At 45.0% G+C, this 12814-nt stretch carries 12 protein-coding genes; all 12 read right to left on the bottom strand.

The features are described 5' to 3' along the window. Positions 1 to 13: 13 nt before the first annotated feature. The 12 genes from RWO08_RS05950 to RWO08_RS05895 all read right to left on the bottom strand — a co-directional run bounded on the left by RWO08_RS05950 (position 14) and on the right by RWO08_RS05895 (position 12709). On the bottom strand, positions 14 to 1072 hold the full coding sequence (locus RWO08_RS05950; protein ID WP_399495853.1) for a glycosyltransferase family 2 protein: 1059 nt from the start codon (positions 1070 to 1072) through the stop codon (positions 14 to 16). Then, positions 1056 to 2285 carry a DegT/DnrJ/EryC1/StrS aminotransferase family protein gene (locus RWO08_RS05945; RefSeq protein ID WP_314211499.1) on the bottom strand — a complete coding sequence of 410 codons (1230 nt, stop codon included), beginning with the start codon at positions 2283 to 2285 and terminating at the stop codon, positions 1056 to 1058. The genes RWO08_RS05950 and RWO08_RS05945 overlap by 17 nt, the downstream gene beginning before the upstream one ends. Before the next feature lie 13 nt (positions 2286 to 2298). Continuing rightward, positions 2299 to 2991 carry a sugar transferase gene (locus RWO08_RS05940; RefSeq protein WP_070756291.1) on the bottom strand — a complete coding sequence of 231 codons (693 nt, stop codon included), beginning with the start codon at positions 2989 to 2991 and terminating at the stop codon, positions 2299 to 2301. Positions 2992 to 3148: 157 nt separating this feature from the next. Further along, a complete protein-coding gene (gene pepF, locus RWO08_RS05935) occupies positions 3149 to 4960 on the bottom strand; it encodes an oligoendopeptidase F (RefSeq protein ID WP_314211498.1) in 1812 nt (603 codons plus the stop codon). Positions 4961 to 5102: 142 nt separating this feature from the next. Then, entirely contained in the window at positions 5103 to 6209 is a 1107-nt protein-coding gene (locus RWO08_RS05930) for a competence protein CoiA family protein (protein WP_314211497.1), read from the bottom strand. Between the two features lie 179 nt (positions 6210 to 6388). Continuing rightward, positions 6389 to 7864, bottom strand: a complete 1476-nt coding sequence (xylB, locus tag RWO08_RS05925) for a xylulokinase (RefSeq protein ID WP_291430182.1) — start codon at positions 7862 to 7864, stop codon at positions 6389 to 6391. A 17-nt stretch (positions 7865 to 7881) separates the two neighbouring features. Beyond that, positions 7882 to 8403: a D-lyxose/D-mannose family sugar isomerase gene (locus RWO08_RS05920; RefSeq protein ID WP_291430184.1), complete on the bottom strand. Its 522-nt coding sequence runs from the start codon at positions 8401 to 8403 to the stop codon at positions 7882 to 7884. A gap of 22 nt (positions 8404 to 8425) precedes the next feature. Continuing rightward, a complete protein-coding gene (locus RWO08_RS05915) occupies positions 8426 to 9517 on the bottom strand; it encodes a PTS fructose transporter subunit IIC (protein WP_291430186.1) in 1092 nt (363 codons plus the stop codon). 29 nt (positions 9518 to 9546) lie between these two features. After that, entirely contained in the window at positions 9547 to 9855 is a 309-nt protein-coding gene (locus RWO08_RS05910) for a PTS fructose transporter subunit IIB (RefSeq protein WP_070756285.1), read from the bottom strand. 17 nt (positions 9856 to 9872) lie between these two features. After that, a complete protein-coding gene (locus RWO08_RS05905) occupies positions 9873 to 10745 on the bottom strand; it encodes a ketose-bisphosphate aldolase (RefSeq protein WP_070756284.1) in 873 nt (290 codons plus the stop codon). Between the two features lie 17 nt (positions 10746 to 10762). Then, positions 10763 to 11239 carry a PTS sugar transporter subunit IIA gene (locus RWO08_RS05900; RefSeq protein WP_291430190.1) on the bottom strand — a complete coding sequence of 159 codons (477 nt, stop codon included), beginning with the start codon at positions 11237 to 11239 and terminating at the stop codon, positions 10763 to 10765. After that, complete coding sequence (locus RWO08_RS05895; protein ID WP_314211496.1) at positions 11240 to 12709, bottom strand: PRD domain-containing protein; 1470 nt, start codon at positions 12707 to 12709, stop codon at positions 11240 to 11242. Between the last annotated feature and the right edge of the window lie 105 nt (positions 12710 to 12814).

Raw genomic sequence — 12814 nt, 5'->3', positions numbered from 1 at the left:
CCTTTCATAAGGGCTAGACGGGTTTCTTTGTCTCTTCTTGGTCTTGCTCAGCCGCAAAGTATTCTTGTCGCCAACGCAAACCGTTGAAGAGCCCTACAATGGTTCCTACCCCATAGGCTAGGTGGACAGCCAACAAGAGGAATGGCATGGCCAAATAGTGTGGTAGGAAGCCTTCCTTACGGATCGTGAGACCTGTTACGACAGCCATAGCGCCAAAGTAGGCCAGAGCCAAGAGTCCTAAGAACCAGCCTGTTACAGGCAACATAAGGATAGAGAAAATCACCGCTAAGGTGAAGACAAATGGTACAAAATGATAGAGCGATAAGCAGGATGGTCGAACATGACTGGTCATGCCAATCCAGTAGCCATTGCTGTATTTTTGCTTCACCATTTTCTTGAAGTTAGGTCTCATATATTGATAGGAGACAATTCTAGGATCATACTTAATTTGATAACCAGCCTTGAGCAGACGGTCATGGATTTCATTGTCCTCTGTCCGGCCTAGTCGCTCATCTAGTTCCCCAACATGGTCAAAGACAGACTTCTTATACATGCCATGGAAAATCGATTTGACATAGCGAGGACTATCGGCCTTACGGTAAGAGGCAATGCTACTACCTAGCATGGCTTCTTCCACCTGGTGCAGGGTCTTGCTCCATGGATCGTCTGATTCAATGATGGTCGGGCGCTTACCGCCACAGATGAATTCCCCCTGAGAGATAACCGCCACGTTCTGTTCCACAAAATCTTCAGGAATGGTCGCGTGGGCATCTACCTTGAGGACACACTCCCCGCGCGCTACCCTGATGCCTTCGTTCAAGCCGGCCGCCAGTGATTTGCGTAGGTTGTTATGGACTTGGATATCGTAGAATTCATCGCGGAACTGAGCTTGAAAATCTAGCATCAGATCTCGGGTCTTATCGGTCGACATGGAATTCATGAGGATAATTTCAATTTGATCGTGGGGATAGGTCTGGTTGAGGAAATCTGAGAAGAGACCTGGCAAATAAGCCTCCTCGTTCATCGCTGTCGTGATGATTGAAACTAACATCAGTCTACACCCCTTCCTCAAGGACTTGGGTCACAACCTCACGGAAACTTTCAATAATGTAGGCTACCTCTTCATCCGTCAAACGGGTATGTAGAGGCAAGGTAATTTCATTTTCATAATAAGCGTAGGCATTTGGATAGTCCGCCATCTTAAAGCCCATATTAGCATAAGCGGTGAGCAGTGGCAGTGGTTTGTAGTGGACATTGGTCGCAATGCCCCGCTCCGCCATCAAGTTGATGATGCGGTTACGGTCTTCCAGACTAGCCCCTTCAATATGAGTAATATAGAGGTGGCGAGAAGATTCATAATCCGCGCCTTGATGAGGCAAAGGCTTAATCGCTGTGCCAGCAAAACCTTGATCATATTGTGCCACTAATTCTTGACGACGAGCCAAGAGACCTGGGTAACGTCGTAATTGTACCAAGCCGATGCTGGCCATGATATCGGTCATGTTGCATTTGAAACCTGGGATGACAATGTCATATTCCCAGGCCCCTAGCTGGGTCTTAGCCAAGGCATCCTTGGTTTGACCATGCAAGGAGAAGACTTGGAAGAGACGGTAGAGTTCGTCATCATCAAGGCCTGGACGAGCCTTCCAGGTCACGCTTCCGCCTTCTGCAGTCGTAAAATTCTTAACAGCATGGAAGGAGAAGGAAGTGAAATCCGCCCAAGTCCCTGCTGGTTGGCCCTTATAAGTTGCCCCTAGGGCGTGAGCAGAGTCCGAAATCACAATCACGCGATCAAAGAGCGCTTGGATCGCATGCTCAGGATTAGCTTGGTAGAGATCCTTCTTGGCTTCTAGGACTGACATGAGTTTGTCATAGTCACAAGGAATCCCAGCGATTTCAACCGGGATTACCGCCTTGGTCTTAGCCGTTAAGCTAGCTGCCAATAAGTCGTAATCCATCTCAAAGCCACTCGACTGCAAGTCAACTAAGACTGGCGTCGCTCCTACGTGCTCGATTACCGCACAGGAAGCCGTATAGGTAAAGGCTGGCACAATGACTTCATCGCCAGGCCCAATGCCTAATACACGTAAAATTAATTCCAGAGCTGCAGTAGCTGAGTTTAAGCAGACTGTCCGTGGCGTCTGAGTATAGCTGGAAAGCTCTACTTCTAATTTCTTAGTCTTAGGTCCGGTGGTAATCCAACCGGATTTGAGGGTATCCACTACCTCATCAATTTCTTCCTGGCCTAAGTCAGGTGGTGAGAAGGGAATATTCCATTTTTTCATAGCGAACGCTCCTTTATTTGAAGACCTTCAAGACAGTTCGAACCATGAGTTTCAAATCGCCTAGAAAGCTATAATTCTTAAGATAAGATAAGTTATAATGCATCTTCTCTGGTAGGACCTTGGTGATGTAGATATCATCCACTTCCATCCCCTCCAAGATGAACTTAGCAATTAATTCTTCCTCGTCCTTGAAGAGGATACTAGCCGTAGAGGTTACCCCAGCTGGCAAGAGCAAGGTAGCCTTCATCTCAGGCGTATAAGCAGCCACATACTTGGCTACTTCGGGTCGCGTACCAACCAGACTCATATCCCCTGTTAAGATGTTCAACAATTGAGGTAGTTCATCTAGACGATAACGGCGAATGACATGGCCTACGCGGGTAATGCGGTCATCATTCTTGAGAGTCACTAAGGACCCCATCTTGTCCGCATCCACCTTCATCGTCCGGAACTTGAAAATTCGGAAGATTCTTCCGTAGGTTGTCACCCGCTCCTGGCGATAGAAGACAGGCCCTGGTGAGTCCAGCTTAATCCAAATAGCGAAAAAGAGTAAAATTGGCGAGAGTAAGAGTAGCAAGATAGCACTCACCAAAATATCGAAGGCCCGTTTCAAGAATAGTTGCCCGCGCTTAGCGGCCAAGGCCTCGTAATATGGGCGCACCTGCTCGGTCTGCAGTTCCGCCGGTAATGATTCAAATTTTTTCATTCAATCCCTCATATTCTTAGAAAGTCGCATACTTAAATTTTATCACGTATAGCGTCAGATTTCTAGCAGTTGCGGTGGGAAAATAAAAGTAGTGCTCAGTCCTAAACACTATAGCTACAAAAAAACTGGAGAAGGCTTGCTTCCCCAGTTTATTGGATTATTTAGTTTCTGCCAAGAGGGCTTCAAACTCGTTCAAACGTGCTTCGAAGACCTTGAGTGTTGCTTCGATATAGTCACGTTGCGTCATATCCAACCCAGCCTTCTTCATGGTGTCGATTGGATAGAGGCTGCAACCTGACTTAAGGAAGCCCTTGTAGGCTTCAAGCAAAGCACTGTCGCCAGCGGCAATCTTGTCTGCGAAGAAGGTTGCTGCGGAGAAACCAGTCGCATATTGGAAGACATAGTAGTTGTAATAGAAGTGTGGAATTCGAGCCCACTCTAGCCCAATTTCAGAGTCAGAGTTAACGCTTGGTCCGTAGTACTTAGCATTCAATTTGCGGTAGTTCTCGGTCAAGAATTCGTGAGTTAATGGGGTTCCTTCTGCATCTGCTTGGTGCATGAAGTGCTCGAATTCCGCAAATTGGGTTTGACGGAAGACCGTTCCCTTAACTCCATCCAAGAAGTGGTTGAGGACATAGAGACGGATTTGAGGATCTTGATATTTCTTCAAGAGGTAGTCCGTCAAGAGATTTTCATTAGTAGTTGAGGCAATCTCAGCCAAGAAAATCGAATAATCACTGTAAACATAAGGTTGGTTAGTGCGAGACAAGTAAGAATGCGCACTGTGACCCAACTCATGAACCAAAGTGAAGAGCCAATTGATATTGTCTTGCCAGTTGAGTAGGACATAAGGCTTACTGTCATACATCCCACCTGAGTAAGCGCCTGAGCGTTTGCCCTTGTTCTCATACCAGTCAATCCAGCGTTCATCGAAGGCCTTAGTCATGATTTCCAAATAATCTGGTCCCATTGGCGCCAGAGCTTCCATCACGATATCCCGCGCTTCTGCTTGGCTAAACTTGATTGGAGCATCCCCAAGAAGTGGCGTATAAAGGTCATACATTTCTAGCGAATCTAGACCTAAGAGATCCTTACGCAAAGCGGTATAACGGTGGAGTAAGCCCAAATGATCGCCCACCGTCTCTAGCAAGGTATCATAAACGGATTCCGGCACATTATTACGGAAGAGGGCTGCGGCCCGTGCAGATGGATAGTGACGGACTTTGGCCTTGTAGTTGTCAGTCTTAATATTGGTAGATAAGACATTGGCCAAGGTATTCTTGAACTGGTTGTAGACAGTGTAGTACTGTTGGAAAGTATCGCGGCGTACACGGCGGTCAGTGCTTTCCAAGAGACGACCATAGGTCCCGTGTGTTAATTGTACCGCTTGCCCTTCCGGCCCTTCAATGGTTGGGAAGACAAAGTCAGCATTGTCCAACAAGGAGAAAGTAGAATAAGGGCTATTAAAAATCTCGCCCAACTGCGCTAGGAGGGTCTCCTCGGAAGCCGACAAGGTGTGGGCACGCCCACGGGTAATATCATCCAAGTACTGACGGTAGAAATCTAATTCAGGTGTTTCTTGGAAGTAAGCTTCCAGCGTTTCGGATGGCAAGCTCAACAATTCAGGGTCGAAGAAGGCAATGGCTTCTGCCAACTTGCTGTAAAGCTGCATAGCTCGAGCATTGAGGACTTGGGCAGCGCTATTGGTCGAATCTTGATCGTAGGTTAAGTGGGCGTAAGCATAGAGACGCTCAACAACTAAGCAAGCCGCTTGAATAGCCTCAATAACGGTCACTAAGTGGGCGCCACCTTGATCCAGGGTGCCCTTGTAGGATGTTAAGTCCGCTACCATAGCTTCTGCCTTGTCATATTCAGCCTGCCATTGATCTGCGTCCGCATAGAGCGAAGTCAGGTCCCAGGTAAAGGCTTCAGGTTGTTGTTCACGCGTGCGTAATGTTTCTTCTGACATAAGGTCACCTCATCTTAAAGTTAGTAAATAGTTAGACATAATAAATTCTAGCACAATTCACTTATAAATTGAATTGAAAGCCCTTGAAGAAGAGAAAGAAGTGCCCTTTTAGTCACATTGATCATGTTTGACCTACCAATCCTTAGCTAACAACACGATAAATGCCCCAATCTCTATCAAAGGCTAGGTGGCCTTGCCACTGCCATAGGCGTAGGAAGGACTGGCAAATTTCTGGCAGCAGTCTGGCTCGCCCCTTCTCTCCTAACAAAGGCGTCGGAACAAGATGAACTTTGCCAGACCGCACTAGATTTTCATGGAAAATCAACCAGTCCTGGCCTGTAAACCCTTGCTTGGCCTCTTTAACTTGCTCCAAAAAAGCAGCCTGATAGGCCAACCAGACCCAACCAGGCTCTGGGCTGACTAGAACCTGATAGCGCCCCTGTAGGCACCAAGCCGGCAGAGAGCCCACCTGAATCCCCTCCTGATAGAGTTGACGCCAATAAGATTGGTGACCAGCCACCAAATGGCTGCGTATATGGCTGGTAAGTTGGCCTTCTTGGCAGTGACAAGCCCTTGGTCCCAACCAAGCACCATAAGCCAGACAATCTGCCTGCCAAGCCTGCTGAGACAAAGTCCTCAGTAAGAGGGTACGACTTTGGTAAGTATAAGACAGGCGGGAATAGACTAAAGGCAGATGAAAATCCTGAACTAGGCAGGCGCCCTCCACATCTAGGGCTAGCCAATAATAACCCCAAGCAGGGGCATAGTGTAGGCAAGTTTGTTCCCAACGGGTCTTGAACTTGCCCCTTAAGACGTCAGCTGATAATAGCCAGACCACTGTCTGACCCAAAGCTTGATAATCCGCCTGCCGACTAGTCATAAGCTGAGCGGAAATTATCGATTGTTGATACTCCGTCACCCACTGACGCTGGGGCAGGTAGAGGTCCGCAAATTGTCCCGAAGAAGGCAAATAATACTCCAAATTCACACTCTCGCCTTGGGCTTGGAAGGTCTGACCTAAGAGGCGCTTGGCCGCCTGATGCCGCTCCGACTCCATGACCTGGCGTTTACTTAATTTAGTTTGCCCACAAACCCCATCCATATGAACAAAATGGGGTCTAACCCGTCTGCCCGACCGCAATTTCAGGGGCCGATGACAACGTGGACAAAACCAGAGCCCCTCACCCACTAATCCCGCCACCTGACTAGCATAGACCAACTTACCCGCTCCATTCAAAGCCGCATACATAAAGACCCCTCCCTCTATATATAGCCCAAACAACTACCTCTCGCATTTTTTGGTGGCTTACAATTTGGTTACAGAACCTAACGATTTCGAAAAAAGCATAGAGCCAAGGCCTTATCTTCCCTAAGGTCTTGGCTCTATTCATTTGCTATGGTTCGACTATTCAAGGTCAGACCAAAAAACTAATCTGTCAGGTTGCTTGTACGAGGATAAATCTGCCCATATACCTCGTATAATTCTTGATAATGTTGAATTTTATTCTCTTCAGGATGAAACTGCTGATTCAGTTTTAGGAACTGTTCCTGGCAGGATGAAAAATTCTCGAACCAGCCCATGGCCATCGCAGCTAGCATAGCAGCGCCCAAGCCAGGACCTTGCTCAGGCTGAATCGTGATGATAGGCTTAGCGAAGATATTGGCCTGGAGTTGGCACCAATAGTCAGATTGGCTTCCACCCCCAATAGAACGAAGCAAAGTCGGGGTGACCTTAGTTTCCTTTTCTACTAGTTGAATCAGGTCTCGCAAGGAGAAGGTGATCCCTTCTACGATGCTACGTGCTAAATCAAGCGGTCCGTGACTAATATCGAGATGCATAAAACTTGCTCGCACCTTGCAGTCAGGATAAGGACAACGTTCACCTTGTAAGTAAGGCGTAAACCATAGTGGAACAGCCTCCTTAGCGTCATGTTCTGCTATTGCTTCAAATAACTGCTCAAAACTTAAGTCAGGCAAAAACTGTGTCTTATACCAATTGAGACTATCTCCTGCTGCTAGCGTAACCCCCATTTGATAGTACTGGCCAGGCACAACATGTTGGAAAACATGCGTACGTCCAGTAGTTTCGTCAGGTAAGGCCCCTAGTTGCAGATAGACACCTGAAGTCCCGATACTTACAAGGCCTTGTTCTGAAACTAATCCAGCCCCTAAAGCTCCGCAGGCATTATCTGCTCCACCGGCTACCAACTTAACAGGCTTTTTCAGCCCCCACTTTTGGGCAAGTTCCGGCCGAAGCCAACCAACAACCGACTTAGATTCGACCAAAGGCGGGCACCATTCCAATGAGATATCCAAACTCTGACACAATTCTTCCGACCATTTGCCTTGCTTCATATCAAGTAACAAGGTGCCTGAGGCATCTGAATAATCCATTTGCATAGGGGCACCCAACCAATAGCGCAAATAGTCTTTTGGCAGGAGAAAATATCGTATCTGAGCCCAAATTTCAGGTAAGTTTCTTTTTACCCAAAGTAATTTAGGTAGTGTAAATCCTGGCAAGGCAACGTTTTTACTAATTTCGATTAGCCTTTTCCCTAATGTATGTTCCAGAATTTGACACTCCTCGTGGGTCCTGCCATCATTCCATAAGATAGCGGGATGCAAAACTTGGCCTTTCTGATCTAACATAACAAGTGAATGCATCTGCCCAGAGAAGGAGATGGCTTCTAAGCCACTCGCAATCTCAGGCAAAGACCTGATTAACTGCTCCATCACCTCATCCATAGCGCCTGTCCAGACAGCCGGATTTTGCTCAGAATAACCAAGCTGTGGGTGCTGCGTTTCATAGCTGACCTGCGCTTGGGCGACAAGCTGTCCTTGTTTGTCCACGACTAAGCCTTTAAGGCTCGTTGTCCCTAAATCAATCCCTAGCACATATGCCATGAAGCTTCACCTCCTTTTTATGGTTCCACACGTCGAATATTAGGATCCGTAAATATATCGCTGGCATCATCGCTAGAAGAAGAAAATTCCGAGACAATCGCTCCTTCAGCCCCTGCCTTAAACCAGTGTTTTGTATTGGGACTAATAACAAACTGCTGTCCTGGTTCCAAATGAATATGGTGGAAGACCGTATATACTGACTCTTTACCTTTAGGCACCTGATCTCTTCCACCTGACTCAGGTCCTTCAACGAATAGGTCTACTGAGCCCTTGCGGCATCGAAAAGTTTCCTGCTTTCCTGGCTGACCATTTCTCTCAGGATGACGGTGTTCAGGGCAAATTTGCTCAGGTAGTAATACAAGCTCTTTAGCGCAGTAGCGTTCGTTATTATCATAAATGATAAGACTTAATCCTTCTCGTTCAAAATCATTAAGCCCAAAATCCGCATACTCAATTGCTTCAAGCTCATCTGGACGAAAAACCATTCCCGACTCACGATATAGTTGTTGAACGGCTAACTTCACTTCAGGTGATATCATACAGTACCCCTCCTTTCGCAATCTAACTAATTTTCAAATCATCCCATGATAATTCGTCTTCTTCCACGTCTTGGATTACAACTTCTGCTTCTGGATCCACTTGTGGACGTAAAATTAAAATTGTAATGGCGGTTGCCAAGGAACCTAATAGCAAGGCTCCAACAAAGGCCCATGGACGAGTCATCGTAAAGACGGCAAACATACCAGAGGCTGGGATATGGCTATCTGCTCCCCAGAGCATGCTGAGCGCACCACCAACAGCTCCGCCGACACCTGTCGCAATGACATTCTTAAAGAGGTCGTTCAAGACAATTGGGAAGCAACCCTCTGTAATTTGGCATACCCCCATAGGAAAGGCTGTTTTTAGGGTTTCAACTTCTTGTTTATTGAAGATATTCTTACCAAATACCTTGCCGATGAAGTAAGCCATGGTCAAGCCAAATGGTGTCACCATAGAAGCTAAAATCAAGACGGTGATAGGTTCATAGATTTGTTCTGAGAATAGCGTGAAGACAAAGGCGAAAACGACCTTGTTAATGGCACCACCATAGTCGATTGAACTAAGAATCCCAATAATCGCACCATAAAAGAGTAATTGAGACCGATCTAATCCACCTAAGTAACCAGTAATTTGAGAAGCCACCCAGTTAATTGGTGTACCAATAATGTAATACATAATTAGCCCGGCAATGAATGAACTAGTAAATGGAATCACTAAAGTTGGCATTAAGCCTTGCATCCATTCCGGCACCTTAAGACTTTTTACAATCGTAACCACGGTATAACCCGCAAGGTAGCCCCCTACCAAGCCACCAAGGAAGCCAGCCCCAATCCCTGAGGCCACCATCCCAACGATTAAGCCAGGAGCAATACCCGGTTTATCCGCAATAGAGTAGGCAATAGCTGTAGAAACAATCATTGGCAAGAGGCCTAAACCATAGCCCCCCATGGTCGTCATTGTATCTGCAAAACTAAAGCCTGCCTTGAAGTCCGTAATGGACGTACCTCCCATCATATTCCCGATAGCCAATAAGAAACCTGATGCTACTACAATAGGAAGAAAGAAGGAAATAGCGGTCATCAAGTGCTTTTTAATTTCAATCTTCTTGCTCATAAGACTCACTCCTTTTAGATTTGAAGTTATTATTGAACGAGTTCTTGTAATTTCTCAACTAGTTTTGTGGGTGACTTAACCGCCACACCTGTTGGAACTTCTACTACCTTCTTACCGCTAAAACGTTCTCGGCCACCAACCTTAATATCAGCTGCAATTAAAACGATATCCGCTTCTGAAATTTCTTGGGCCGATAAATTATTCTGAGTACCTGCTAATCCCTGTGTCTCGATTGCTATCTCATGTCCTAAGGCTTGCGCTGCTTTCATGATTTTTTCCCTTGCAATATAGGTATGAGCAATACCGGCTGTACAGGCTGCAATCCCAACAATTTTCATAAGAAACCCTCCTGACCTTATTGATAGTAGAGCTGTGCTTTATTCGCAGAATTAAAGAGACGAATCTTATCTTCTGCCACTTTCTTAGTTTCTAGCATACATGGTGGAAATAGCACATTTGGCTCTCGCATTTCGCTATCACCACTATTGAGTTGCTCCCGCAATCGATTGGCAAATACAATCTTAATATCACTCGAAATATTAATCTTATTAATCCCCATCTTCACCGCCTTAGCAATTTCTTCATCTGGATTACTTGATCCCCCATGCAAAACAAGTGGAATAGATACCTTCTTGGTAATTTCTTCTAGGATATCGTGCCGTAAATGAGGCTTAATATTCTTCGGATAAATACCGTGTGCCGTGCCAATGGCAACGGCCAGACTGTCAGTGCCCGTCCGTTCTACAAAATCTTGCGCCACATCAGGATCTGTATAAATAACTTCTGTCACTCCTCCTTCAATGCTATTCCCTGTATCGCCAATAGTCCCAAGCTCTGCTTCCACAGATACGCCCACGGGATGAGCAGCAGCTACCACTTTTTGCGTGATTGCCACATTCTCTTCATAAGGGAGATGGGAAGCATCAATCATAACGGATGTAAATCCTAGCTGAATGGCGTGAATTACTTGTTCATAGGACGCCCCATGATCTAAATGAATGCAGACCGGTAGTTTTGTATGGTTAGCATAATACTTAACCTGATCCACAAATGAGTCTGTTAGGAATGAGAGTTCATCTGGATGGATGGCAATCATAACAGGTGACTGCAATTCTTCGCAGGCTTGCATGACAGCTTCCAATAATTGACCGGAACCCGCATTAAAGGCGGGAACGGCAAAACCATGTTGATTTGCTACACTTAGGATTTCTTTACCACTGATTAACATATATTTTCCTCCTTAGTTTATTGGATATTAGCTTGATGACTAACAATTAACTGATAGAGTTCATCTACTGACTTAGCTTCTTGAACTGCTTGAATAAAGCTATCATCTGCAAGTAGAATTGCTACTTGTTGCAACAAAAGAATATGTGTCGTATTGGCATCTATATCCCTCACTGCAAAGAGGAAAACCACTGACACCTTTCCCTCATCAAGTGTTTCCCACTCAATAGGATGCGCTAATTTGGCAATGGCAACTGTTGTTTGTTTCACTCCTTTCGACTTGCCATGAGGAATTGCAACTCCCCCTCCAATACCTGTAATTCCTTCACTTTCTCTAAGGTAAACATCCTCAATGAAGGTATCAACATCTTTTAGATAACCTTTGGCTTCCAAAAGCCTTCCAAGTTCTTCTAACACCTCCTGTTTGTTTCTAGCCGTAGAATTGACGACCATAATATCTTTATCAATTAGTTGATCTAGGCTAAGTGTCGTCATCTATATTCCTCCTTCCAAGATACTGCGAATTAATTGGATATCTTTTTCTATCAAGACCGGACTAATGATTATGACAGGCTGGGTTACAAATGACAGCACTGTTCGCACCGTAGAAATCACCACATCCACCTGGTCTAGTATTTCGGCCTGCCGTTCTAATTGCCGTGTTCCCATAGTAGCCACCACTTCCAAAGTGGGAAAGAGATGCTTAAGGCGAATCTTGAGCAGTTCTGAGGTTCCAATCCCTGTAGAACAAATAAGTAGTACACGGTTTATATCTGGATGCTTCAGTTTAAATTTCTCAAAATATAGAGTTAAGTAGCCCATTTCAGCTTCATTAATAAGGGGATTACCCGGTATATCTCGGCTCAACTGTTCTGTGATTTGCTTGATACGTTCGAAAGTTGCCTGGAACTCTGCCTTGACCTCTTCCAACATGCTGTTGCCTACTTGGATCCCCGTTTTGAGTCGATGAATCATAGGTAGTATATGATAATAGAGGTCGTTATAAAGACTAGAGTAGAATTTATTTTCTCTGTTAAACTGCTCAAGAGAAAAGAAATTCAAAATATAATACTCTGTCATGAGCGCTGCTAGGCTTTGGTCAAACTGGCTAGTTGAACGGTCCTTTAAGTTAATGGCATAAATGTTTTGGAAGAGAAAATAAGCTTCTAATTCATGTAGCTCTTGATGAAGGAACTGCTCCATACGGCCAATAATTTGGTGGGATAAATTCACTAAAGCTTGGTTATCTTGCATTAAGCCTTCCTCTTCTGTTGTTAAGGGAGACTGACTTTTTAGAAAACTAACATTTCCTTCTCTATAGCGCTTCATCACCATATAGAGATGTGAATATAAATTTACGTCATAGGGATAGGAAATGGCTTGCCCTAATTCGGTCTCAATATAAGTCAGTTGACTCATAATAAAATGGTGATCAAAAGAGCTTACTTCGTGCTCTGCATTATTCATGTAGGCGCTTTTATTTTGCTGTATAAACAGGGTATTGATGGCTATTCTAACCTGTTGTTCACTACCTTCAACTCTTACTTTTTGTCCTTCTACAACCAGTTTAAGCTGAAAGGCCGCTAGCGTATCCTCCATTTTTCGGCAATGGCGCTCAACTGTACTTTTACTCATGTAATCAATTGACATGATACTAGTCAAATCTAGACGGTAAGGATACTTAAAGAGTAGGCGCAATAATCGATTGGTCTCATCACTGTCGCCCTCGAAAAGTTGCGTCCAATCTTTATCGAGGTAATAACTGCTGAGTTTGTAGCCCTTACCTGTCTCTGCTAGAATAATTGGTTCTTGATATTGGCTAATCGCCACCTCATTTATTTTTTTAACCATTCGATAAACGGTCTTAGATGATACAGACATATGCTTGGATAAATCAGATGCAGACACGTAGTCATCGAAATTCAAAGCCTTCAAAACCGACTCTTCCTTCAAACTGAATGTCATACTTGTCACCTCTTATCTTTATTATAGTTAAGATACTGAATTTTTTACGTCAATCACTGTCTTTAAGACGAGCCACTCTGCTGGTATTGGGACTAGAAGGTGGCC

It is taken from the genome of uncultured Abiotrophia sp. (assembly GCF_963520105.1).
Taxonomy (GTDB): Bacteria; Bacillota; Bacilli; order Lactobacillales; family Aerococcaceae; genus Abiotrophia.
This window is presented reverse-complemented; position numbering and strand designations above follow the sequence as displayed.

What these genes read in the sequence shown, in the direction of transcription:
- RWO08_RS05910 (WP_070756285.1), bottom strand. Translation starts at nt 9,855, where the DNA reads ATGAAAATTGTTGGGATTGCAGCCTGTACAGCCGGTATTGCTCATACC.
- RWO08_RS05900 (WP_291430190.1), bottom strand. Translation starts at nt 11,239, where the DNA reads ATGACGACACTTAGCCTAGATCAACTAATTGATAAAGATATTATGGTC.
- xylB (WP_291430182.1), bottom strand. Translation starts at nt 7,864, where the DNA reads ATGGCATATGTGCTAGGGATTGATTTAGGGACAACGAGCCTTAAAGGC.
- RWO08_RS05945 (WP_314211499.1), bottom strand. Translation starts at nt 2,285, where the DNA reads ATGAAAAAATGGAATATTCCCTTCTCACCACCTGACTTAGGCCAGGAA.
- RWO08_RS05930 (WP_314211497.1), bottom strand. Translation starts at nt 6,209, where the DNA reads ATGTATGCGGCTTTGAATGGAGCGGGTAAGTTGGTCTATGCTAGTCAG.
- RWO08_RS05940 (WP_070756291.1), bottom strand. Translation starts at nt 2,991, where the DNA reads ATGAAAAAATTTGAATCATTACCGGCGGAACTGCAGACCGAGCAGGTG.
- RWO08_RS05915 (WP_291430186.1), bottom strand. Translation starts at nt 9,517, where the DNA reads ATGAGCAAGAAGATTGAAATTAAAAAGCACTTGATGACCGCTATTTCC.
- pepF (WP_314211498.1), bottom strand. Translation starts at nt 4,960, where the DNA reads ATGTCAGAAGAAACATTACGCACGCGTGAACAACAACCTGAAGCCTTT.
- RWO08_RS05895 (WP_314211496.1), bottom strand. Translation starts at nt 12,709, where the DNA reads ATGACATTCAGTTTGAAGGAAGAGTCGGTTTTGAAGGCTTTGAATTTC.
- RWO08_RS05920 (WP_291430184.1), bottom strand. Translation starts at nt 8,403, where the DNA reads ATGATATCACCTGAAGTGAAGTTAGCCGTTCAACAACTATATCGTGAG.
- RWO08_RS05905 (WP_070756284.1), bottom strand. Translation starts at nt 10,745, where the DNA reads ATGTTAATCAGTGGTAAAGAAATCCTAAGTGTAGCAAATCAACATGGT.